Raw genomic sequence first — 23,984 nt, 5'->3', positions numbered from 1 at the left:
CGAAAGGTCCGGAGCCGCTGGGGCACCGGACCTCTCGAAGATTTCTCCTAGGCGGGTTGCAACTGCTGGGCCGCCCATTGCATGAGCATGCGGACATGGTTGTCCCACCAGCGGTAGAACTCGGGGGTGAAGGCCGCCGGCGGCGGAGCCTCACCGGGGAAGAGCATGGCCTCGTTCGGAGCACCTACCTTCGTGGTCGTCCCCGGAATTCCGGTGCCCGGGAGCTGCTGAGGGGATCCGGCCGCCTCGTTTCCGTACTCGTGTGCATCCGGAGAGACCGATACGGACGGCTGAGCGCCCCAGTGTTCGTTGTACTGCGGAAGGTTGTCCAGATCGAAGGCGGCCACCGTCGAGTCGGCGGTGGATCCGGCGGCGGTGGGTTGCCGAGTCTCCGGACGATCGAATGGGTTGCTATCCGGCCGCACCGAGGAGCCCGCGGTGGAGCCGCTCGCCGATGCGGTACCACCATCGACCACGCGGGCATCCGCGGTGACCCGCGCGTCTGCGACGACCGCGCCCGTACGCGTTGTCACGTACATGCCTCCCGCGGCCAGCACGCCGACCAGCACGCTGGCCGCGGCGAACAGCGCCGTGTGACCGCGCGTACTGCGAACCGGCTCGATCGGCTCGTTCACACCCATCGCATCGCTCATCGCGAACAGCGCGGCACCGACCGCCGATGCGGAGGTCGCGATCTTGCACGGCAGTACCGGCGCGCCGAAGCCGTCTATCGCCGCGGCCACCACTGGTCCACCCGTGGCCGAACCGATCAGCACCACCGCATCCGGCCGGACCATGGCCGCCTCGAACTGATCCCAGGCATCCGACACCGCGACGTCGAGGGCCTCGGCGGACGCACTTCCGGCCTGACTCGTCGCGGCCAGTACGCGGCTGCGCTTGCGGTCGATCAGTGTGAACGCCTGATGCCCGGGGACCAGCTCGCAGATGAGTAGATCGTCGAATTCATCGAGCCAGGTCATGACCCCGGCCACACTCAGATGTGCCGACTTGGCCGATACCAGCGAGGCGGTATGCCACGGCCCGGACGCCAAGGTGGTGACGATGGCGCGACGCTCGATGGCATCGCGGTAGGCGACCGCCGTGCCCACGATCTCCCGCTCCGACTCCAGCTCTGCAGCTAGGGTGTCCAGCGCCGTCTGGACCGCGACCGCGAGGTCCGCCTTCGAATCGCCACGAGTTTTCACCACCCGCTGAAGCAGCACCCGCTCGGGTAGCTTCTCGCCGCCGTCGGCGAGGGCTACCGCGTGAACGGCGCCGCGTTCGGTGGAAACGCCTAGTGTTACCACGGATCGAGCTCCCACTGATCACGCCTTCCCAGTGCAATTGCAGAGCCCACGAGCTTGCCGAAACCCCTGAGCCCCTTGGATTCCCCGGCACGAAACGTGCGTTGAGATGCACGCACGCTCGGTTATGTGTTCGGCGCCATCTCAGGCTTGGATGGGTGATGAAATGTGACAGTCCTTAACACGCAGATATGGTGCGCGTGTCGCACGCGTGTCGATACCGCTAGCCTTGATACGTGGATGTACGCACGCAGGCCAGGTCGAAGCAGCGACGTCCGGACCCTGCGTTGGACCTGCAGGACGACCCGCAGGAGCTCATGCCGCGGCGCAGGCCGACTCAGGAACGTAGTAAGCGCAAGTTCGATGCCCTCTTGCAGGCGTCTCGGGAATTGCTCGTCGAGGTCGGGTTCGAATCGTTCACCTGCGAAGAGGTGGCCGCGCGGGCCGAAGTGCCGATCGGCACGCTGTATCAGTTCTTCGCCAATAAATACGTCATCGTCTGCGAGCTGAATCGCCAAGACCTGGTTGCGGTTTCGCAGGAACTCGCCGACTTCCACGGTGAAATCCCGTCATTGGACTGGTTGCGGCATATGAACCAGTTCGTCGACCATCTGGCGAATCTGTGGATGACCGACCCGTCCCGGCGCGAGGTATGGCTGGCCATGCAGTCGACCCCGTCCACCCGAGCCACCGGCGCGATCCACGAAAAGGAATTCGCCGAGGTCGTCTCGCAAATGCTGCGCCCGCTGACCCCGCGTACCCCGCGCGCACGCCGCACCATGATGGCCGAAGTCCTGGTGCACGTCGTCTACTCGATGCTGAATTTCTCCGTGCAAGACGACCAGAGCAACACCGAAGCGGTCTCCGAACTCAAACGGCTGATGGTGGCGTACCTCATGGTCGCCGAAAAGGAATCCCGAACAGGCGGGGAGCGCTAACCTTTGGCAACCCGCGTTCGAGCCGGGCAACCCTGGGTTCCCGGCTCGAACATGGGTCGGCTACTGCGCTTCGCGACCTTCGATCAGGTCGGCGAGTTCACCCGGGTCCTCGAGGACGACCATCGCGGCCGCGGTGTCGCCGTCGTGCGTCAGAGACAGGTGAACCCTTGCGCGAGGCAGGAATTCGGCGGCGAGGCCGTGCAGTTTGATACTCGGGCGACCCCAGGCGTCGTTGACCACCTCGATGAGGGGGTACGGATTGTCGCCGATCTGCGGGCGGCGCGCGAAACGCGAAGACGCCCATGCCTTCAGCACCGCCTCTTTGGCCGCCCAGCGCGCAGCGTAACTGCGTGCCGGGTCGGTGCCCTTACTCTGACAGTAGCGCCGCTCACCGGCGGTGAAACTCTCCCGGAGCATGGTGGTTCCGGACCGTTGCAACTGTTCGGCGAACTCGGAGATGGTCACCAAGTCCAAGCCGATACCCAGGATGGTCAATGCGTCGCCGCTCCTCAGCCTTCGAGCTCAAATGAAAAACTCAGAGTGCGGCCGCCGTAGCGACCGCACTCTGCACGGTAATGGCCGAAGCCGCTACGCCATAGAGCCACCGGCATCGAGTTGCCCGAGAATCACTGCCCCGGTACCACAACCCGCGCCATCGGCCCTATAGGTGCCATTGCCCGACAGCCGTGCCTCCGGCGAGAGCAGCACGTCGGCCTCCAGCTGCCGCTTCTGCTCCGACGGCGTGCCATCGGCGCCGAGGCGCCGATCCGCGGGCCGCTCGTAGAGCGGGGCGCCGCCGCACATGGCCTCGGTGAACCGCTGCCGTCCGGCGAGCTGACGCTGCTGCGCCCGGCGCTGGTATTCCTCGCGCCGTCCCGGCTCGATCGCCTGGATGAACGCCTCCGGATGCACCACCGCGAGCAGGCCCGAGACGTGGCCGAAGCCGAGCGAGGTCAGCAGACCGGCCTTGAGCGGGAACCGCTCACCGAAGCGCAGCGGTTCGCGCGCCCAGACCAGATGCGGGTAGGCATGCATCTTGTCATCGACACAGTCCAGGCTCCGATTCGGCGGTACCACACCGTTTTCCAGTACCTGGCACAGGCCGATGAGCTGGAAGGCGGCCGCGCCACCCTTGGCATGTCCGGTCAGGCTCTTCTGCGACACCACGAACAGCGGCGCGCCTTCGGAGCGTCCGATGGCCGTGGCCAACCGCTCGTGCAGTTCGGACTCGTTCGGATCATTGGCCGCGGTCGAGGTGTCGTGCTTGGAGATGACCGCGATATCGTCCGGCGCCACACCGAGTTTGCGCAATTCGGCAGCGAACTTGGATTCGCGACCGCCACGCCCCGCACCGAGGGCGCCCAGGCCGGGAGCCGGGATGGAGGTGTGCACACCATCGGCGAACGACTGGGCGAAGGCGACCACACCGAGCACCGGCAGGCCCATTTCCACCGCCACGTCACCGCGCGCGAGCAGGACGGTGCCACCACCCTGCGATTCCACGAAGCCGCCGCGACGGCGGTCGTTGGCGCGGGAGAAGTACCGGTCGCTGATGCCCTTGGCGCTCATGGCCGCGGAATCCGCGGTGGCCGACATATCACCGAAGCCGACGATGCCTTCGATACCGAGATCGTCGAACCCACCGGCGACCACCAGTTCGGCCTTGCCCAAACGAATCTTGTCGACGCCCTCCTCGACCGACACCGCGGCCGTCGCGCAGGCCGCCACCGGATGCACCATCGCGCCGTAGCTGCCGACGTAGGACTGCACCACATGCGCGAGCGCGACGTTCGGCAGCGCCTCCTGCAGGATGTCGTTCGGGCGCGGCTCACCGAGCAGGTTGTCGACGTAGAGCGTGCGCATCGAGGTCATGCCGCCCAGGCCGGTGCCCTGGGTGTTGGCGACCAGACTCGGGTGCACCCAGCTCATCAGCTCGGCCGGGCTGAAACCGGAGCTGATGAACGCGTCCACGGTGCAGACGATGTTCCACAGCGCGACCCGGTCCACCGAGGCGGCCATGTCGGCGGAGATGCCCCAGATGGTGGGATCCCAGCCGGTCGGGATCTGACCGCCGACGGTGCGCGACAGCTTGGCTTTGCGCGGCACGCGAATCTCGGTGCCCGCCTTGCGGATCACCTGCCAGTCACCCGAATCCGGGACTGGTGTGATCACCGTGCGCTCCGGATCGGAAGCGTAGAAGGCGCGCGCCTCGGCCTCGCCGCCGACCGTGAAGGTCAGATCCTGATCCAGGAAGACCGAGGTCATCAGCGGTGCGGCATTGTCGATCATGGCGCCGTCGTCCTCGTAGCGGCGCACACCGCAGCGCGCGACGACCGCGTCATGGTACTTCTCGGCCAGCTCGTGTTCGGGGACGTAGTCACCGGATTCGGTGTCATACCAACCGGGCTTGGGATCGTTCTCCCAAGTGACCATGCCGGTAGTCCAGGCGAGCTCGAGCACACCAGCGGCCGAGAGCTCGTCGGAGACCTCCATCTCGAACCGGGTGCGCGCCGAACCGTACGGGCCGAGCTCACCCGCGCCGACGATGACGACCATATCGGCGAGATCGGCGGTGACCGAACCCCATTCGGGCACCGGCAGCGCCGAGCTCATGGTCGGCGGTGCGGGCAGCGCCGAAATCGTCGCCCCCGCGACGGCTTCCTCGGTCTCGACCGATGCGTCCTGCTGAGCTTGCTTGGCCAGTGCGGGCAGATCGAGCTTGACCCGGGCGAGTCCGCCGGTCAGGTCGATCTGCTGCGGTCCGGTGGCGGTCACCTGACGGGCCCGCGAGGTGCACCACTTGAGCAGCTCATCGGCCATCTCGGTGGTGGACCAGGTATGCACACCGGCCTTTTCGACCGCTGTCACCATCGGATCGTTGTGGCCCATGAGCCCGGTGCCACGCACCCAGCCGATCAGTGCGTGTACCAGGGTCACCCGGCTCGACCACGACTTCTCCGCGCGCCACTTGGCGACCACCGCGTCGAGTGCGGCCTTGGACTCACCGTAGGCGCCGTCGCCGCCGAACATGCCGCGGTTGGGCGAACCAGGAAGCACCACATGCAGTTTCGCGTCGACATCGTGATCGGCGCCGATCTTGGACAGTCCACCGATCAGCCGCTCGACCGACCACAGCAGCACCCGCATCTCCATTTCGGCACGGGCGCCGGCGTCGGCGAGATCACCGGCGACCCGCGGCGCCGCGAACGGCAGCAGCAGGGTCGGTGTCATCGCGTCCTTGATCTTGACCTTCGCACCACCGGCATTGTCGATCTGCTCGCTGCCGACCCAGTCGATCAGCGCGTCGACGTCCTGGTAGGACGCCATATTCGCGGGGACGACCCACAGCGCGGCACCGTGACGCGCGTTCTCACGGTAGAGCTTGCGGTAGAAGCCGAGTCGCTCGTCGTTGAGGCTCGAGGTGGTGACCACAACGGTGGCACCGCCGCCGAGCAGTCGACCCGCGGCCGCCGCCGCGATGGAACCCTTACTGGCACCGGTGATCACGGCGATATCCGAGGACCACAGGCCGGAGTCTTCGGTGTTCAGCGCGGCCTCGGCGATACGCCCGTACAGTCCGGCGAGCACCGAGCGGGCCTCGTGCTTGGCCTTCTCACGCCACCAGTTCGCCTGTGCCGCAACGGCTTCACCCGCACCGAGGAAGCCCTCCACCGACTCCTCACCGGAGCCGATGTCATCGAGCAGCCAGAGCTCGGCCAGATCCTCGCGCGCGGTCGCCCATCGGTCGTCGATCAGCACCGCCTTGCGGGCGTCGAAGGCTGGCGCGACCAAACGCGGCCATTCCGAACCCAATTCGGCAGAGACCAGATCGACGAGGGTGTCGTCCGAAGCCTCCGGTGCGGACGCATGCTCGGTCAGGCCGAGCTGTTCGAGCACCACCCGTGCGGCCGTGGCAAGTACGCCGTCGCGGCCGGTGATCTGTTCGGTGAACTCACCAAGCGCCGCGGCGTCCACGGTGGCACCGCCACCGCCGCCCGCGCTCGGCAGCGATACCGCGACACCGCGCCGAGCCGCGACGGCCTGCACTGCGGCGTCGATGGCCGCATCGACCGAGGCGGCGTCGCTCACACTCGCGACCAGCCCGCCGAGATCACCGCCGCGCACGCTGACACCCTCACGGGTGCCGAGGGAAACCTCGGCGGTGACATGGTGGGCCCAGCCGTCGCCGAGCTCCCAGACCTTCTTGACGCGCTCGGCGATCGCCGCGGGCCGCTTGCCGGACGGACCGAAGACCTTGCGCAGGTGATCGCCGATGGCATCGGACAGCACCGAACCAAAAGGCTTGTAGGTACGGGCAAGTCGCTCGACCGTGGCCGAGAGCGCACCCATATCGGCGTCGGCGGCACCGTCGATCGCACCCAGCGACAGCTCGGAGCCGAGGTCGACGAGCAGCTGATTGCGCCGCGACGAGACACCGTCGCACAGCCCCTCGATGGTGTCGACCGGGCCGATCTGATCCAGCCGCAGCTTGGTCCACAGCGCGATGAGTACGCGGGTGGCGTCGGCAGCGGTGAACGCGATGTCATCCGGACGCGGACCACCCGAGCTCGCGACCGGTGCGGCCACCGGGGCCGCCGCCGCGACCGGCGCCGCGGCCGAAGCGGTTTCGACCGGCTCGTCGGCGGGCTCGTCGACCGGCGCGGGATCGGTATCGGTCGAGTAGACGATCGCGGCCTCGCGCTCGATATTCAGCACCTCGACGGTGACCGTGCCGAAGGCGGGCAGCTTCAGCGTCTGGCTGGCCAGGTTCGCCACGGTCGGCGTTGCGCCCAAACCGATTTCGACGAAACGCTGCACCCCGAGTCCACCGTGGGCGGCATCGGTGAACAGCAGATCCTGGGTCTCGATCCAGCGCACCGGGCTGGCGAACTGCCAGGCCAGCAGCTCGATCAGCACCACACGGCACAGTTCGGTCGGGCGTGCGGACCAACTGTCGAAGTCGGCGAGCACGGCGGCCAGCGGCTCGGAGGGCACCAGATCGGCGATCTCCTGAATGAATGCACGCTCCAGCGAGAACGGCTTGGGCACCAGGTTCGGAATGTAGCGTCCGAGCAGGACTTCCGGGTGCAGATCCGCGGGCAGCAGCTGCTCGAGCTTCTGCCGGAACTCCGGCACACCCTCGCGCAGCACGGTGGAGTGGAACGGCACATCGATGCCGGGAACCAGGATGAACGCCCGCTTACCGCCGAATTCGGCACGGCGACGGTCGATTTCGGTCTCCAACGCCTCGAGGCCCTTGACCGTGCCCGCGATCGCGTACTGCGAACCACGCAGGTTCAGGTTGACGACCTCGAGGAATTCCCCGACGCTCTCGCCCACCCCCTTGACGAAGTCGATGACCTCGTCATCGGGCAACCCGATCTGCGACGGCCGGATGGCAGCCATCCGATAGTCACTGCGGCCCTGCGCATCGCGGGGCACCAGCTCGTGCATGGCGGAACCGCGCTGGAAGACGACCTCCAGCACCGCCTCCAGCGGCAGCACACCGGCGACGGCCGCGAGTGCGTTGTATTCACCGACCGAATGTCCGGCCAGCATGGCGCCCTCGACATAGGCACCGGCCTCACGCAATTCGGCGACCTGAGCGACACCGAGCACCGCCATCGCAACCTGGGTGAACTGCGTCAGGTGCAGCACGCCGTCCGGGTGCCGGTGCTCGACACCGCGCGCCTTGAGGTAGGTCGGGTTGTCGCGGACCACGGCCAGGATCGAAAAGCCCAGTGCCGCACGGGTGTGCTTATCGGCCCGGTCCCAGATCTCCTTGGCGGCCTTGGAGCGGGCGCGGGCGTCCAGGCCCATGCCCTTGCGCTGAATACCCTGGCCCGGGAAGGCGTAGACGGTCTTCGGAGCGGCGGTGCGACCGGTCGCGGTCATCACCAGATCGCCGTCGGCGCGGCAGGAAACCTCCACGATCTCACTGCCCGCGTCCACGGCGATCCGCTCGACGCGCACATCGATCTGCGCACCCGGGCGGACCATACCGAGGAAGCGAGTCGTCCACGCGGTCACAGTTCGTGCCGGAGTGGAGCTTTCGGGATCCACCGCGGACACCACGTGCTGCGCGGCGGCCGAAAGCCACATGCCGTGCACGATCGGGCTGCCGAGTCCGGCCAGTTTGGCGGCCGAATCACTGGTGTGGATCGGGTTGTAGTCACCGGAGACCGCGGCGAAGGCACGCATGGTGCGCGGCGCCAGGATGGTGACGTCACGGCGGCGGCGACGTGGGGTGTCGGTGGCCGCATCGGAGACCACTCCGGCCGCGCGCGGCGGATCGGTCAGCTCGCCCGCGCCATTGCGGCCGCGAATGGCGAAGCGCTCGGTCAGCGTCGCCAGCGGCACCACATCGAGGCCCTGATCGCGCATCTCGCCGACCGACACCCGCACCTCGACGACGCGCCCCAGGTCGGTATCGACAACGTCGCCCGATTCCGCGCGGACAACGAGAATGCTGGTGTCCTGCGGCAGATCACGCTCGAGTGCGATCTGGTGATCGAGGTGGACCAGATCCAGCATGCCCTCGATGACACTGTCACCGTCGGCGCTGCGGGCGGCACCGAGCACCGCGAAGACGGCGGGCCAGCACGCGCCGACAAGCACATCGGGCGCGCTGCGCCCGAGCGTGCTCAGCGCACCGGGCAGGCCCGAACCGGTGACACCCGCGTGGTCGGCGATGAGGTCCGGGGTCCAGGCCACGTTGAGGTGTGCGACCTTGCCCTTCACCTCCGGCAGCGCCTGCCCCGCGGCGACCGCGAGCAGTGCGGACATGGCGGTGTCGGCATCGGTTTCGGTGATGACCGGCGCGCCGCCGTTGTAGAGGGAGGTCGGCACGGTGATGCGCAGGCGGATGCGCACGGCGTCACCGCCGAACAGCGGCACCGTGAGCTCGACATAGGCGTGATCGGCATCAGGACCAGTGGTTTCGGTGACCGTCGCACCGGTCGGCGGATGTACCGCACCCTTGTCGTCGACGGTCCATTCGGCGACGTCGCCGAGGCGGTGGATCGGGTTGACCGTGGTGCGGCCGGACCATTGGACATCCGGCGCGGCCAGCACCGCGTCGATCGGGCCCTCGGTGACACCAGCGGAGCGGCGCGCGTGCACCGCGACCGGCGATACCCCGGCGCGAACCAGCGCGTAAGCCGTGTCCTGCTCGAAACGATCGAGCAATTCGCCGACCGGCTCGTCGACGCGGGTGATACCGGCGACCGCGACCGTGCCTGGGATGACACAGACCTGATCGGCCGAGTAGCGCGGATCATGGGCCTGCCACAACGAATCCGAACGCCACCAGCGGCGCACATCACCGTCGACCACCGGCACGAAGTTCACCGGCTTGCCCGGGGTCTTGCACAGACTGACGAAGAACGGCACATCCGCCGGGTGCAGCAGGGTCTGCTCGGCGGCCGGGTACTGCTGCTTCAGCGCGCACAGCGCGTCGACCGGGCTCTCGAAGGCCTCGTCGGATTCGAACAGCGTCGGAATTTCGCCGCGATCGGCCGGGTGCAGCCGGGATTCGGTGCGGCGCATCATCTCCGCGAACCGATCCCGCCAGGTGATATCGAGCCAGACCGAGCGGGTGGCGTCGAGGATGGCGTCGCCGAGGTCGCTGCCACAGTCGAAGTCCTTGCGCCGGTCCAGGCCGACGGCCAGCTCGACGTAGCGTTCCAGCCACTCGAGGTAGGTCATGGTGGTGACATCGCCGAAATACGGCTTGGCCGTGGCATTCAGCGCGGCGATGATCTCGTCGCGACGCTCGGCGACCGCATCGGCGTCGCCGGCGACCTCGTCGAGCAGGCGGCCGGTGCGCGAGGCGGCATTGTCGATCTCGTGGATATCGGCGCCCAATTGACTACGGCCGGAAGCCATTCCGCCGGTCGCGGTACCCGCGCCGACCCAGTCCGGGGTGCCGGGGGTATCGACGAGCAGCTGCTTGACCTCGGGTGCGGTGGTGGCCTCCAGCGTCGCCATGGCGGCGGTCCCGACCAGTACACCATCGAGCGGCATCACCGGATAGCCGTGCGGCACAGCCCATTCGCCGGTCAGGTATTCGGTGGCACGCTCCGGGGTACCGATGCCGCCACCGACGCAGACCACCACATTGTCGCGGTTGCGCAGCTCGGCGTAGGTCTCCAGCAGCAGGTCGTCCAGGTCCTCCCAGGAGTGGTGTCCACCGGCCCGGCCGCCCTCGATGTGCATGATCACCGGGTAGTCCGGCACTTCGTCGGCGATCCGCAGCACCGCGCGGATCTGGGCGACGGTGCCCGGCTTGAACGCCACATGCGTTATGCCGACCTCGGTCAGCTCCGCGATCAGCGCGACGGCCTCTTCCAGCTCCGGAATGCCCGCGGTGACGACGACACCGTCGAACGGCGCGCCCGCCGCACGGGCCTTCTGCACCAGACGCTTACCGCCGAGCTGCAGCTTCCACAAGTACGGGTCGAGGAACAGCGAGTTGAACTGCACCGCGCGGCCCGGATGCAACAGCGTCTTCAGCTCGGCCACCCGGTCGGCGAAGATCTGCTCGGTGACCTGGCCGCCACCGGCCAGCTCCGCCCAGTGGCCCGCATTCGCCGCCGCCGCAACGATTTTCGCGTCCACGGTGGTCGGGGTCATGCCCGCCAGCAGGATCGGCGAGCGACCGGTCAGCTTGGTGAACGAGGTCTCGACCACGACGCGTCCGCTCGGCAGACGCACCGGACGCGGCGTGAAGGCCGACCACGGCTGGGCGACCTCGGGCGCGGCGCCGGGGGTCAGCAGGCTGCGCTGGCCCGCACGGGTCGCCGCCGCGACGATGCCGACGCCGGTGCCCTTCAGCGAACCGCTGGTGAGCCGACTGAGCAGATCGCCGGGACCCAGATCGAGAATCCACTGCGCACCGGCGGCGACGACACCGTCCACCTCCTCGACCCAGTCGATCGGGTCGACGAGGATCTCCTTGGCCAGCGAACCCGCGAGTTCCGCATCCAGACCACACTGGGACGCCCAGCCGCTCACGATGTCGACCGTGTCGGCGAGCGCGGGGTGATGGAAGGCGACATCGACGGCCAGATCCTCGAAGACCGGCGCGAACACCGCGCCACCACGGGTCTTGGCATCGCGTTCGCGGGTCTGCGCGTCATGGATCTGGGCGCAACGCTGACGCACCCGCTCCAGCTGGGTCGGCGTACCGGAGAGCACCACGCGCCGACGACCGTTGCGAATCGAAATCACCGCGGCAGCGGCGGGATCCACGCCCGCGGAGACCTCGGCAACCACCGTGCGCAGATATTCGGGATCGACATTCGATACCGCGACCATCGACGAACGCTCGCCCACCGGCATCAGACCGCGCCGCCGGGCAACCAAACCCGCTGCGGCACCGATCATTTGGGCGATGGCGAGCAGTTCGGCGTCGCGTTGTCCACCGGCCTGCACCGAGGCCGCGGCGAGGCGCCCCTGGGAGTGCCCGACGACCGCGACCGGCGCGTGTTCGTTGGCATCCAGCCCCTGCAGCCGCAGCGCGCGCACGGCGGCCACCTGTGTCAGGAATACACCCGGCATCGAAACGACGGCGGACCGAAGCACCTGCTCCGAAGGCGCACCGGAAACCTCGGCCTCATCACCCTCGGCGAGCTCGTTCTCGAGCATCCAGCCGATCGGGTCGAAGCCGACCGGTCGCACGACAAGGAGTTGCCCCGCAACGGGTTCCAGCAGCGTCGCCGCTTGGTTGACCAATGCGGTCAGCTCGGGCTCGAGTGCGGCATCGCGCCCGATATCTTCCAACTCACCGAGCCAACGCGCACCCTGCCCACCGAAAGCCAGCGCGTAGGGCGTTCCGCCCAGCAGTCGATCCAGCAGCGGAGCCCGTGAACCCCCCTGCTGTGGCGCCCCAACCACTTTCGGGCTCTGTCCGGTTCCGGCCGCAGTGCTCTCATTGATTGTCAAGACGCTTCGACTTCCTTCTCCTGGCGACATGCCGTTCAAGACACGCCGCTCCCTCGGGTGCGCAGGTGTTTCTCACCAATGAGCCCTGATGACTGCAAGGATTCCAGAAAATCATGAGGAAATCCTCACGTTTGCATTGCGACGCGCGCCTTACCGCCGAGTATTTCCACACTGCCGTACCAGAATGGCCAGAAACATGACTCTCCCTCATGTTCAAACCCGCTGGTCCACCCGGTTACTAACGCGTACGAAACATGAGCACTCCTCATGTTGAGCGTTATCGAATCGTTATAATACCAGGTGGTGTTACTGGCGAGTACGACATGCCGGGGCTGCTCTTCGCGATGTCGATCAAGCCCGGTAGAGTTTGGACGGTCGTACCATCAAGCGCGAGTGGCGAAATTGGCAGACGCGCCAGATTTAGGTTCTGGTGTCCACGGACGTAGGGGTTCAAGTCCCCTCTCGCGCACAGATTCACGTCAAACGTGACAGAAATCCGTGCTCTGTGTGCGAGTGCCCTTGCACACACAGGAGCCGACCAGTGGAAATACCTTCTGACCTGCACCGATTCCTGGCGGATCTGCCAGATTGCGTCATATCTGCCCCCGCGCGGAAGTTTGCTGGCGCAGGTGATCGCCGATGATCGCGCCTGTCATCCCGCCTCATGCCCCACTGCAGGAGCTCATCCACGGCCCGATGCCCGAGAGCCGGACGGTGCGCCCTGCCGACGGTGATGTCGTCTACGGGATCTGCACCCTCGGCGACGGAGGCCGCGTCCTCGACAAGCTCGGCTTCGCCGCGCTCGACTGGAGACCCGGCACCCGTCTGCAGCTGACCCACCTCGACGCTGGGGTACTGCTGGCTCGACCGGCCCTCGACGGGCACACCGTCATCGCCGCGGGCGGGTACTTCCGCATTCCGTATCGGCTGCGGCGGCAGGTGAGCTTGTTCGTCGGCGACCGAACCTTGCTGATCGGACACTGCACCCACCAGCAACTGCTGATCCACCCACCCGCCGCACTCGACGAACTGTGTGCCGCCAGCCTGCGACTGCTCGAGGCGGTGCGCCGATGAACACACCGACCGCCAACGCGGAAACTGTCGCTGCAGCACGGCTGCTGCTGACCCAAATGGGTATCTCCCCCGCCGACCTCGTCACCGTCGGCGCAACGGCGCCGACATTCGCCGAGATCGTTCCCCGCATCCGCGAAACGCTCAAGGCGGGCACCAAACGCACCTATGGCACCCATCTGGACCGGCTGGAACAGCAGTGGCCGGACCGCCGCCTCGATCAGGTGACCAAATCCGACCTCGACGAAATGGCACGCGCCATCCAACTCGGTGCCCGCGTCAACCGCGCGTCCCGAGGCGGCGCGAGCGCGGTCGAGCATTTCATCAGCGCCGTGCGATGTGTGTACCGCTACGCCGAGGACCACGGCTGGGTACGCCCGTGTGACAACCCAGCACGCCAGCTCACGATGCCGGTGCGACGCCCCTCGCACCGATACGCGATCCCCTCGGCCCAGCTGGCCGAAATCTGCCAGACCGCGGCAACCACCGGTGACGACCCCGAACTCGACTCGATGATCCTGCGCCTGCACATCGAAACAGCCTGCCGCCGAGGCGGTGCGTTGGCGTTGCGCCCGCACGATCTCGACCCCGACCAATGCCTGGTGTACCTGCGGGAGAAGGACGGCGCCGACCGCTGGCAGCCCGTATCGCCGACGTTGATGCGGCACCTGCTCGACCACGCCACGAAGCGCAACAGCCCACAGTCGGAACAACTGCTGCGTTACCGCAACGGAAAACCCATCACCACACGCCGATACGACAACATCTGGAACCGCGTCGGCGAAGTCCTCCCTTGGGTCGCCGCCCAAGGCATCACCATGCACTGGCTACGCCACACCACCCTCACCTGGGTCGAACGCACCTTCAGCTACGCCGTCGCCCGCGAATACGCCGGTCACCGCGGAAAGACCAGCGGCGCCACCGCCACCTACGTCAAGTCCTACCTGCAGGAAGTAGCAGCCGCACTGTCGGTCCTGACCGGTGAACCACATCCCCTCGTGCCCGCACACCAGCCCAGCGCACACAGTCCGTCCGCACGCTGACCACGTCGCACAAAGGACCATCCGTGACCGACACTGCCACCATTTCGCCCACCACCGAGGTGCCCAGCGCGCGACCGGAACTCACCACACGTAAACCGCGTGCGCACGCCTTCTTCTGGACCGTGCTCGCCGCGGCAGCCACCGTCAGCATCACCGGCAACGCCACCCAAGCTCTCCTGCACAACACCGCCCTGCCGGCGGTGGCCGCAGCGGTCGCGATCATCCCGCCCCTGGCGCTATTGGCTGCCGTCCATGGGGTTTCGGTGCTCCTGCGTGCGCACGCAGGAGCACGCGGCACCCACCTGATCGCGACCGCAATGACCGTTCTGATCGCCACCGGCGCGTTCTGGTTGTCGTTCACCGCACTGCGGTCGCTGGCGATCACCGCCGGTGTCCCGCACAGCGAAGCGTGGCTATGGCCATTGATCATCGAAGGGTCGATGGCACAATCCACCGTCGCACTGTTGGCCCTCGCCCACTCAACTCACGGCAGTGAACATCCGCACGATGCCGACCACGAAGCTGATGACTCCCCTTCGCACCACACCGAGCGACCAATCGCCGAAAACATAGCCCAGACTGCACAAGCAGTACCGAACGCGGTCCGTGACGTGCACACGCCTGTGCACGCTTCAGTCGATGCCCGCCAAGACTTTTCCGATCTGGCGGAGCGGTTGTGCGCACGCGATCCAGCACGGCGCCGCGACCCCGCACTCGTCGCCCAAGCCCTGACACACCGCCACCGCGACGGATGGAACCCGACCCGCATCGCCAACGAACTCAACAAAAGCCGGTCCACCATCAGCCGAATATTCAGCGACGCAGCAGCCTTCAGCACCCACGACGCAATTAGTGAAACCACTGTCACCAGCGACCACCGGGGCGGAAGTTCCCCATCTCTCGTCCCTCCAAATGAATTCATAGCTTCCGCGTAGCTCCGTTAGGCGCAGCGAGCTTGCTAGCCACGGCTCCCGAACGGTCTGGGCGGGAATGTCGTGCCCAGGCTGCCGCGTCCGGGAGCAATCGCTGCACTGCTCTACCTGCACACGAGACGAGTGCCGTGCAGCAGCTCAGAACCGACACTGACGACTCGGCGGTGGTGGGGCCGGTGATGGCTTTCAGCCTTGCGAATTTCATTCCATTTCATTTCATTCCGTTACATGGAATGGAATGGAATGGAATTCGACCGGTCGGGATGGGTGACGGACGCCACCGGTCAGGCAGCGGACCCGGCGAGCATATTCGCGCGGACGCGGGGCAGCCGCTGGGCGATGACCTGGGCGGCCGATTCGCTGGCGCGGCGGTCGTTGTGGCCGTAGATGCGGTCGGTGACGGTGACCGATTCGTGCCCGGCGTCGCGGGAGACCACAAACATCGGTACGCCGTCCTGTAATTTCCAGGAGATACCGGTATGACGCAGCGTGTACGGGGTCAGGTGCTTGTGCCGCAGGGTCATCAGCGCCGCGGGATAACGGGCGACCAACTCCACCGGGTCGGCACCACACCAGAGCGCTTTGCGGGTGAACGGGCTCAGATATCGGTAAGCCAGACAGTCGTCACCTTTGTTGAATGCGGCCGCAGCGCGGGCCAGCGCGTCCAAGCGCCGCCTGGCCGGTTGCCACGCCTTCTCGTAGAAGCAAGAGGCCCTGATCGGCCCATTGTCCTTGGTGCAGAACAGGTATTCGTCGCCATCGCGGTCCAAATCCAGTCGGTCGAGGGTTTGGACGGGGATATTGATGGTGCGTTTACCGCGTTCGGTCTTCGGAGCGCCCAGGGTCAGTCGGGAGCCACTGTCCTTCCACGCTTTATTGATCTTCACCGCCCCCGTGACCGGGTGCACATCGCGCACAAGCAGAGCACCGACCTCAGACGGCCGTGCCATCGACACCAGACCGAACTCGGCTTGCGGACGCCACCGTTCGATGATCAATTCCTCGAACAACTCCCACTCCTCGCTGTCGAAGATGTCGATCTCGCTCCCGTGACACGCGGGCAGTCGCATACCGCTGCCCGGATTGAACGGCAACAAAGCGACCGGGCGCTGCTCAACGGCCGCACGCAATCCCGCCGAGAGAAATCCGTGCTTGTTCTTGATCGTCTTGGCCCCGTTACCCTTGTCCTGCTCCAGAAATACGATCCACGCCGCGTCGCTGTCCTGAGTCACCGCATCGATCGGAGCGTTCTCCCCAAAGAACGGAGTGATGTCATTGCGGATAATGCCCAGATACTTGCGGTACACCGGCGGGGAGATACTGCGGGTCTTCAACAGCATGTCGGCGTAATCGGTGAGCCAACCGTCCAGCAGCACATCGCTCTCGCCGCCACCGCGTTTGGCCTCGAGCATCAGCAGCGCCTGGTCCAGACCATGGCGGGCGAGGTAATCGCACCACCACACCGCTTGCTCGTAGTCCTCACCGAAACTCTCCGCTGTGCATCGGCGAACACCGTCGCAGTCGTAGTAATGGAAGGGAACCTGCCAGTTGACCGTGCCGTCCTTCCGCTGACGCGGCCGAGGAGTAGCCATGAGAATCGCTCCTGTCGTTGCAGTGTTCGTCCACCTGATCGCACCACCTCGAACTGACCGCGAACCGAGCGTCCAACTACAAAGACCTGTCTCGGTTCGCCCGGCTAAGTTGCTCGCGATATTCGGCGCGAGTGCATCGTCACCGCTACCACCGGCTCATCACAGCTCACTACCGGTGGAATGAAATCGCCCAGCCACAAATAGAATCGGACCGCCCCGATCGGCCACACGAACCGATATCGACTGCTCCACCAGCATGAGAGGGTCGAGGATGAACAACGATTCGAATATCCCGGTGCCCGAACACGAGCAACTCGCACCCGGTGGTCCGCACGAACCGACCTACCCAGTCTCCGCTGGCGCCCGTGCTCTAGGCAAGTCCGAACGCTGGTACACCCAGCAACTCAAGAACGGACGTTTCCCGGGACACAAAGCAGGCCGCAACTGGTTCCTCACCGCCAGCGACATCGACGCCGCCATCCACGCCACCCGCCAACCAGCCACCACACCAACCATTCCCCCGACACCGACACAACCAACAGACTCGATCCGCCGCCCCCAACGGCGCCGCACCCGCCGCCGCCGTCCCATCCCCCCACAGAACCGATAGCGACATCATCTCAGGACCGGCCATCCTGCAGCTTCGGAACACAGGGCCGCCACGCGGACGAACACAACTGCTCGCTGCCGATACTTGCGCGCGTGCGGTCCACCGTTCCGGGCGCACTTCTCCGAAACCGTCTCCGGTATGCGGACTTTGACCGACCCGCTCAATACCCGACATAAACAACCGGATACAGACGGCAGAGAATTCGTGTCGGACACTGGCGTTCTCAAGCGGTTACGCCACCGCGACTCAAAAAACTAATCCCACTCCTCAGCGGGGCTGAGACCGTGACCTTACGCGCCAGATTCTGCACTAACGCAGTACAGACCCATTGGGATACAAGTGAACACAGGAAGATTCGCAACGCTCTAACGACCATACGCCGCAATGGCGGTAACCAATCAATTGACGATTGCGAATTCGCACAAACCGCGCAAGAATATTGAAAAGGTGTTGAGCCACGGGGGATTTGACGGGCCTAGGAGGACTTGAACCTCCTACCCCTCGGCAACATAAAGTCGCAGGTCAGCGCCCTGACAACATCGGCACCTGTCATAGACAAAATCAACTTTGACGATAATTCAGTACCTTTCATGACATTTTGCGACACTGAGCTGCAATTACTGGTGACCGCAACAAATCCTCGAACGGCAAAAAATCACTTGGTAAAGACGGGCGACCACCAAGTGCAGTAAAGGGCTGCCCCAGCTTCTTAACGGTGGCACCAATTGGGCCGCACGTTGCCCTCCTCTGCCCCATCACGGAAATCAGTGTGGCGCCACCGCCAAAAATCGGCTTTCATGGGGTTGGGAGAATCTGCAGGCTGGATGAGAAAGAAGCGTCCATGCCTATTCAGTCGCGCCAAAAAGGTCTCCCTCTACCTGGAGGACTTGTCCCACCCCCACACCAGCGTCAGCCAGCAAGTTCGGTGATGACGGTATCGATCATCAACGACCGCGCACGCTTGTCAGGTCGACGAATCTTCGCTGAAATGGGATGGCCCGCGGGCTACCCCATCACCTACGTAGTCGCCGGGAACCTCGTCGCGATCCGCACCGCCCAACCGGAGGCAGCACGACACAAGATCGGCCGACTAGGACAAATACGACTGCCTGCAGCGGTGCGCCGCGCCACCGGCATCGCCCTTGGCGATGCACTACTGCTCATCGGCTTACCCAGCGTCGACGTGGTCGCGGTCGTTCCGTCGCGGGTCGTGCACGAGGCCCTGTCGTCCACACTGGCCAACCTCCGGGGCGACGCATGAGCACCCCCAACGACCACGAAGTAGCTCGACTGTTCCTGGACCGCCTGGGAATCCACCCCGAAGAACTACTGCGAGCCACGGCCCCAGGCAGCAAAGTTCCCACATTCGCCGAGTACGTACCGCGAGTCGCCCAAGCAGTATCTCCCGGCGCCCGACGCGCCTACCTGCCCTACTGGCGTCGTCTCAGCGCGTGCTGGCCCGACCGGGCACTCGACGAACCAACCGCCCTCGAACTACAGGAACTCATCGAGCAAACTCGACGCACCGCCGTCGTACGCCGCAACAACCGCGGCGGACGCTCCGCTGCCGAACACATGGTCAGCGCACTGCGCTGCCTGTACCGATACGCCACCCGCGACGGCTACGTCTCTCCCACCAGCGACCCCTCGACGGACATGGACATGCCCACGCGACTGCCGAGCACGCGTCGCGCGCTCTCCGCCCGCCAACTCGGACAAATCAACCACGTCGCCGCAACCACAGGAGACGACCCGGAACTAGACACCCTCATCCTGCGCCTTCACCTCGAAACCGCCTGCCGCACCGGAAGCGCCCTCAGCCTCCGTAAAGAAGACCTCGACCCCGAACAATGCCTGATCCGACTATTCGGCAAGGGCGGAACCCTGCACTGGCAGCCCGTATCGCCCACCCTCATGAACCGATTGATCGAACACAGTGAACGCAACCCCGATCCAGACCAGCAACTGTTGCGATACCGACATGGCCGCCCGATCACCCGCCGCCGCTACGACCATCTCTGGAATCGCATCGGACGCCACCTACCCTGGGTCGCAACACAACAGATAACCACCCACTGGCTACGACACACCACACTCACCTGGGTCGAACGCAACTTCGGATACGCAATCGCCCGCGCCTACGCCGCACACGCCACACCCAGCGGCCACGACGGCACCACCCTCACCTACGTTCGAGCAACCATCGAAGAAGTCGCATCCGCCCTCACCGCACTCACCGGCGAAACCCATCCCCTCGCACCTCCACACGACGATGACACACCAACGCCCACCGTCACCCGGATCCTTTGACCAAACTCTCTGGCCAACAGCCGAGTCTACTGCCGCACCGAATCTTGTCTGTTGCCAATGAATCTGACGCATAACTCACGCCGAACGATGAATGAACCTGAGGGCGTGGCCCTTTCGTGGGATGCCGTGGACCGGCGGCACCCCACCACCCCCGGCGCGCCGAGGTTGCGCACTGCGTGCTGCATCTCGTTCCAACGCGCCGCCGGTAACAGCGCGTCGCGTCCGGTGAGCACGCCGGCAAGTTTGCTGTTCACCACCGTCGCCGTCGCCGGGCCCGCGTAGGTGTAGCCGACGCCGGTTCGACCGCCCGCCCCGACGGTGACGAGAACGAACGTCGTCGAATCCCAGGACAGCGTTCCGTCGGACTCCGGGCTGTCGGTGGGGATGTCATACACCGATACCTGAACGGAATCGATCGGTATCGGATCGGCGGCCGACCGGGTCATGGATGTGGCCTACCCGATTCGACGCCACCTATGCGGCCGCACCCACGCTGTGCGGACCACCGCCAAAACAGCGGGCTCATCGTCGTTTCACCGGCGACCGATCGGGTACCGCGCAGGCGAACCGGGGGCAACCATACGAGGAGATCGTTCCTCGCCACGGGCAGGGTTTTGCCGTGACGGTTTGACATTCCCGTCGGTGCCTCTTTCGAGATCTCGGCGACCAGGTGGTAGATCGCTTGGAACTCATTGACCGGGCGGACGAACTGAGTGCGGTAACGAATGGTCCGCCAGGGCTACGAAAACGGCCCGCTCGGATTCCCACATCCAACGAAGAAGACATCCCGGGTGGGCTCCGCACGACCTTCGAACACGGCCGGATCGAATGGAACGCCGCTAGCGGCCAGCTCACCACCCAGGCACAGTGACCGGCGGCCCCCGTCCGCGCCCCTCCAGACACCGCAGCCAGCTCCGCCGCTGCCCCGAGAACCCGAATGAATGCCCGCACTGGTCGTGCGGCCTACTGCAGTAGGTTCAGTCGTCCCATTCGGGCGTCCTGCGGGTCGCTGCTGCCGAGATCCGCGAGTTGTGATCCACTGCCCGCCAACTACATTGACGCAAAACCGTGCCGTGATTGTGGGCGAGAGGACCGAGCAGTCGGTCCGGCCGCAGGATAGCGGCGGATTTCGCGTAAAGGAAACGTCAAGACATACGGTGGGGCTTTGTGTCGTTTCGGCGGTCGACTGATGTGAGGCTGCGGGGCGGGAAAAGGAAACTGATGGTCTTTACGCTGCATGGCACCGGCGGGGCACCATCGTGGATGTCGTCTATCACGAGCAGCTGATTTCCGAGGATGGTTCGGTGCGGCCTCTGGGCGATAGCGTTACCGGTGAAGGTAATGGCGACAACGAGGTATCACCGATGACCTGACGCGGTTGCCGCTGGAAGTGACGGCGATCTTCTTCATTGTGGCCTCCTATTCCGGTCAGACCTTCGATCAGATCCAGAATGCGTTCCGCCGCTTGGTCGATGCCAAATCCGGGGCCGAGATCGCCCGATACGACCTGACCGGCGACCGATCGTACACCGGCATGGTGATGGGCAAGATGTTCCGTGCCGACGGCGCTTGGCATTCCGAAACAATCGGCCAGACGCTGCACGCACGGCACCCAGTTGAAGCCGTCCCGCAGTTGACGGCGTTCCCCGATCCAGCGTCGAACCGGCCGCGAATGCCGCCAGGCCCTGCCGAACAGGCGCGGTGGCCGCCGCCACCCGTAAACGCGCCGTTACTCCCTAGCTCGCGGCCACGGCAGCGGCAACAGGACCATCCGACCTCGGCGTATCTCCGCGCACCGCTCCTCTCACCACCCCGAGGCGATCGTGCCGAATGCGACCGACCCTCTGCAGAGATTTTGCCAGCACCCGGACAGCTACTGGCAACCAGCCGCACATCGGTAACAACGGGAGAGTTTCGAGCAACGAGTGAACAGGCTGTCGCCGTTCAGGAGTTGGAACGTTTTCGGGCCCGCGGTATCGGCGCTTTCTATTCGATTCGCGGCAAGCGGATGCTGAAGCGGGCGCCACCGCCGGGGCGGTGCGCACATTCGACGCGGCCGCCGTGCGCGGTAACGGTTTCGGCGACCAGGGCCAGGCCGATCCCAGTGCCGGCCCCGGAGGTCGAGCGTCGGCTGGTACGCACGGTGGCGAACCGTTCGAAGATCCGCACGCGATGCTCGGCGGGCACGCCGGGTCCGGCGTCGTCGACGGTGATCACCGAGTCCTTCCCATCGCAGTGCAGATGCACCGCCACTACCCCGCCACCATGTCGATCGGCGTTCTCGAGCAGATTCGCGATCGCCCGTTCGAGTTCGAGCTTGCGCCCGCTGATCCGGATGTCCTCGTCCACGGTCAGCAGCTCGAGCGGGTACTGCCGCCCCGCCAGCGTGTGTGTCAGTAGCGCGGCAACCGACAACTCCTCCGCATCGGCGCCGTGTATCCCGGCCTCGACCCTGGCCAAGGCCAGCAGATCATCCAGCAATCCCCGCAGATGCTCGACCTCGGCGCCGACCAGTCGCAGTGCTTCGCGCGGCCGCTGCGACAATTGCTGGTGATAGCGGTTCAGCACCTCGATTCCGGTGACCAGTGTGGTCAGTGGCGAGCGCAATTCATGACCGATATCGCCGACCAGCCGACGCTCGCGTCCGATGCGCTGCTGTAGTGAATCGACCATGGAGTTGAAGGCGTCGACAGTGGTCGCCAGTTCATGGTCGCGGGTCTGCGGCAGACGCAGGTCCAGCTCACCGGACGCGATGCGGGACGCCGTCCCCGCGACTTGTCGCAAGGGTTTGAGCACGCGCCGACTGGCCCATGCTCCGTTGGCCGCGCCGATCGCAGTGGCGACACACGCACCCGCGACCAGAAGGTTGCGCAGCATCCGCAGGTTCGACTCCAGCTCATCGATCGGCGCGAACTCGTAAACGAGGTTGCCGTTGCCATCCAAGGCCACACCAACGCGTAAGTAGTGACGTCCCGCCACCGAGGTCCGCTCCACCTCGGACTGCTCGGTACTGGGAAGTGAGTCGGTGCGCAGCAGCTCGGCCATGAATCCGGGATCGGTGTCGAACCATTCGGAATTCCACCACAGCAGCAGCACATTGCCTTCCGGCGGATGCACGGCTGACAATGCGAGCGCACCCGATTGGTCCGGCCCAGTCACATGTGCATGTAACAGCTCGGCGTGCGCCCTGGCCAACCGCTCCACCGCCCGAGAGCGTTGACTCTCCATATATCCGCGCCCGATAGCGAAGACCGATATCACCAGCACCAGAGAAACCAGGCTGGAGCTCAGCGCGAAGGCAAGCACGACCCGCCCGCGCAGGCTCTGGAACCGGGGCTCACGCCTGGCCGCGGACTGTCGGTCAGCGTTGCGCATCGAGCCGATAGCCGAGTCCGCGCACCGTCACGATGATCCGCGGATCGGCGGGATCGCGCTCGATCTTGGTCCGCAAGCGGCGAATATGGACATCGACGATCCGTTCGTCCCCGAAAAACCCTCGGTCCCATACTCTTTCGAGCAATGAGCCGCGGCTCAGCACCCGGCCGGATGTTTCGGCCAGTTCACACAGCAGCCGGAACTCGGTGAGCGTCAGATGTAGTTCCTGCTCGCCGCGTCGGAGGATGCCGCGTTCGGGCAGCAGCACCAGTGGCGCGGCCGGATCGGCGTCCAGGACCACTTCGAGTTCCGCGGTTGCCTGCAGCTCGGCGGTCTGTCTGGCCCGTCGCCGCAGTGCTCGCAGTCGGGCGGTGATCTCTTTGATCTGATAGGGCTTGGTAACGAAGTCGTCGGCCCCCGCTTCGAGGGCGGCGACCACATCGTGGGTGTCGTCGCGAGCGCTGACCACGATGATCGGGACATCGTGGTTGCGCCGAATCTCCCGGATGCAGGTGTAGCCGTCCATGCCGCCGAGCATCAGGTCGACGATCATCACATCGGGGGCACCGCTGACGCGCAGTTGTTCTAGCGCGACCTCGGCCGCCTCGGCCTCGGTGATCTCGTACCCCTCGTCCTCCATCGCGAGTCGCAAGGAATCCCGGATCCTGGCGTCGTCTTCGACAATCATCAGGCTCGCACCCATGCCCTCATCCCTACCAGAAGCGGGACACACTCCCGACAGGGAGCGAAACAAAGCCTTTCGCTCCCTCTCGACCGCGCGTCAACTGCCCACGGCACCATCGCTTCGATCGCGCGAACCAGCAAAGTCGAAGGCTACGTCGAGCGTAGTCATGTGATGGCTGG

The 23,984-nt window shown here is 65.6% G+C and carries 14 protein-coding genes, 1 tRNA gene and 1 pseudogene; 9 read left to right on the top strand and 7 right to left on the bottom strand.

Translation table 11 applies throughout. The annotated features are described in order from the left end of the window. Positions 1-47 precede the first annotated feature (47 nt). The gene (locus ACQP2U_RS07990; protein WP_433714081.1) at positions 48-1,307 is read right to left on the bottom strand and encodes a hypothetical protein; all 1,260 of its coding nucleotides are present in this window, start codon (positions 1,305-1,307) and stop codon (positions 48-50) included. Positions 1,308-1,621: 314 nt separating this feature from the next. On the opposite strand from ACQP2U_RS07990, the gene ACQP2U_RS07985 reads away from it, so the two are divergent. Continuing rightward, entirely contained in the window at positions 1,622-2,242 is a 621-nt protein-coding gene (locus ACQP2U_RS07985) for a TetR/AcrR family transcriptional regulator (RefSeq protein WP_245567053.1), read from the top strand. A gap of 60 nt (positions 2,243-2,302) precedes the next feature. Here the strand turns inward: ACQP2U_RS07985 and acpS are convergent, their stop codons facing one another. Continuing rightward, positions 2,303-2,737, bottom strand: a complete 435-nt coding sequence (gene acpS / locus ACQP2U_RS07980) for a holo-ACP synthase AcpS (RefSeq protein WP_040687506.1) — start codon at positions 2,735-2,737, stop codon at positions 2,303-2,305. A 93-nt stretch (positions 2,738-2,830) separates the two neighbouring features. Beyond that, the gene (locus ACQP2U_RS07975) at positions 2,831-12,187 is read right to left on the bottom strand and encodes a fatty acid synthase subunit beta domain-containing protein (RefSeq protein WP_433714080.1); all 9,357 of its coding nucleotides are present in this window, start codon (positions 12,185-12,187) and stop codon (positions 2,831-2,833) included. A gap of 387 nt (positions 12,188-12,574) precedes the next feature. Here ACQP2U_RS07975 and ACQP2U_RS07970 point away from each other — a divergent pair. The 4 genes from ACQP2U_RS07970 to ACQP2U_RS07955 all read left to right on the top strand — a co-directional run bounded on the left by ACQP2U_RS07970 (position 12,575) and on the right by ACQP2U_RS07955 (position 15,236). Then, positions 12,575-12,656, top strand: a tRNA-Leu gene (locus ACQP2U_RS07970). 170 nt (positions 12,657-12,826) lie between these two features. Then, positions 12,827-13,261 (top strand): hypothetical protein, encoded by a 435-nt coding sequence (locus tag ACQP2U_RS07965; protein ID WP_433714079.1) that lies wholly within the window; start codon positions 12,827-12,829, stop codon positions 13,259-13,261. Continuing rightward, complete coding sequence (locus ACQP2U_RS07960) at positions 13,258-14,301, top strand: tyrosine-type recombinase/integrase (protein WP_433714078.1); 1,044 nt, start codon at positions 13,258-13,260, stop codon at positions 14,299-14,301. Before ACQP2U_RS07965 ends, ACQP2U_RS07960 begins: the two co-directional genes overlap by 4 nt. 23 nt (positions 14,302-14,324) lie before the next feature. Further along, entirely contained in the window at positions 14,325-15,236 is a 912-nt protein-coding gene (locus tag ACQP2U_RS07955) for a DUF2637 domain-containing protein (protein ID WP_433714077.1), read from the top strand. A gap of 281 nt (positions 15,237-15,517) precedes the next feature. Here the strand turns inward: ACQP2U_RS07955 and ACQP2U_RS07950 are convergent, their stop codons facing one another. Continuing rightward, positions 15,518-16,825 carry a tyrosine-type recombinase/integrase gene (locus ACQP2U_RS07950; RefSeq protein ID WP_433714076.1) on the bottom strand — a complete coding sequence of 436 codons (1,308 nt, stop codon included), beginning with the start codon at positions 16,823-16,825 and terminating at the stop codon, positions 15,518-15,520. A gap of 271 nt (positions 16,826-17,096) precedes the next feature. On the opposite strand from ACQP2U_RS07950, the gene ACQP2U_RS07945 reads away from it, so the two are divergent. From ACQP2U_RS07945 to ACQP2U_RS07935, 3 genes are all read left to right on the top strand, one after another. After that, complete coding sequence (locus tag ACQP2U_RS07945; RefSeq protein WP_433714075.1) at positions 17,097-17,435, top strand: hypothetical protein; 339 nt, start codon at positions 17,097-17,099, stop codon at positions 17,433-17,435. A 928-nt stretch (positions 17,436-18,363) separates the two neighbouring features. After that, entirely contained in the window at positions 18,364-18,696 is a 333-nt protein-coding gene (locus ACQP2U_RS07940) for an AbrB/MazE/SpoVT family DNA-binding domain-containing protein (protein WP_433714074.1), read from the top strand. Beyond that, positions 18,693-19,745, top strand: coding sequence for a tyrosine-type recombinase/integrase (locus ACQP2U_RS07935; protein ID WP_433714073.1), 1,053 nt, complete (start codon positions 18,693-18,695; stop codon positions 19,743-19,745). The genes ACQP2U_RS07940 and ACQP2U_RS07935 overlap by 4 nt, the downstream gene beginning before the upstream one ends. A 26-nt stretch (positions 19,746-19,771) precedes the next feature. On the opposite strand, the gene ACQP2U_RS07930 is transcribed toward ACQP2U_RS07935, so the two are convergent. Continuing rightward, positions 19,772-20,191 (bottom strand): hypothetical protein, encoded by a 420-nt coding sequence (locus ACQP2U_RS07930; RefSeq protein ID WP_433714072.1) that lies wholly within the window; start codon positions 20,189-20,191, stop codon positions 19,772-19,774. Positions 20,192-21,135: 944 nt separating this feature from the next. On the opposite strand from ACQP2U_RS07930, the pseudogene ACQP2U_RS07925 reads away from it, so the two are divergent. Further along, positions 21,136-21,285 (top strand): annotated as a pseudogene (locus ACQP2U_RS07925) (TerD family protein); the annotation flags it as partial. Between the two features lie 446 nt (positions 21,286-21,731). Here the strand turns inward: ACQP2U_RS07925 and ACQP2U_RS07920 are convergent. Next, positions 21,732-23,120, bottom strand: a complete 1,389-nt coding sequence (locus tag ACQP2U_RS07920; RefSeq protein ID WP_433714071.1) for a sensor histidine kinase — start codon at positions 23,118-23,120, stop codon at positions 21,732-21,734. Continuing rightward, entirely contained in the window at positions 23,107-23,823 is a 717-nt protein-coding gene (locus tag ACQP2U_RS07915) for a response regulator transcription factor (RefSeq protein WP_433714070.1), read from the bottom strand. Before ACQP2U_RS07915 ends, ACQP2U_RS07920 begins: the two co-directional genes overlap by 14 nt. Positions 23,824-23,984: the final 161 nt, after the last annotated feature.

It is taken from the genome of Nocardia sp. CA-084685 (assembly GCF_050955785.1).
GTDB lineage: Bacteria > Actinomycetota > Actinomycetes > Mycobacteriales > Mycobacteriaceae > Nocardia.
This window is presented reverse-complemented; position numbering and strand designations above follow the sequence as displayed.

What these genes read in the sequence shown, in the direction of transcription:
- ACQP2U_RS07935 (WP_433714073.1), top strand. Translation starts at nt 18,693, where the DNA reads ATGAGCACCCCCAACGACCACGAAGTAGCTCGACTGTTCCTGGACCGC.
- ACQP2U_RS07960 (WP_433714078.1), top strand. Translation starts at nt 13,258, where the DNA reads ATGAACACACCGACCGCCAACGCGGAAACTGTCGCTGCAGCACGGCTG.
- ACQP2U_RS07915 (WP_433714070.1), bottom strand. Translation starts at nt 23,823, where the DNA reads ATGGGTGCGAGCCTGATGATTGTCGAAGACGACGCCAGGATCCGGGAT.
- ACQP2U_RS07985 (WP_245567053.1), top strand. Translation starts at nt 1,622, where the DNA reads ATGCCGCGGCGCAGGCCGACTCAGGAACGTAGTAAGCGCAAGTTCGAT.
- ACQP2U_RS07940 (WP_433714074.1), top strand. Translation starts at nt 18,364, where the DNA reads ATGACGGTATCGATCATCAACGACCGCGCACGCTTGTCAGGTCGACGA.
- ACQP2U_RS07945 (WP_433714075.1), top strand. Translation starts at nt 17,097, where the DNA reads ATGAACAACGATTCGAATATCCCGGTGCCCGAACACGAGCAACTCGCA.
- ACQP2U_RS07965 (WP_433714079.1), top strand. Translation starts at nt 12,827, where the DNA reads ATGATCGCGCCTGTCATCCCGCCTCATGCCCCACTGCAGGAGCTCATC.
- ACQP2U_RS07950 (WP_433714076.1), bottom strand. Translation starts at nt 16,825, where the DNA reads ATGGCTACTCCTCGGCCGCGTCAGCGGAAGGACGGCACGGTCAACTGG.
- ACQP2U_RS07930 (WP_433714072.1), bottom strand. Translation starts at nt 20,191, where the DNA reads ATGACCCGGTCGGCCGCCGATCCGATACCGATCGATTCCGTTCAGGTA.
- ACQP2U_RS07920 (WP_433714071.1), bottom strand. Translation starts at nt 23,120, where the DNA reads ATGCGCAACGCTGACCGACAGTCCGCGGCCAGGCGTGAGCCCCGGTTC.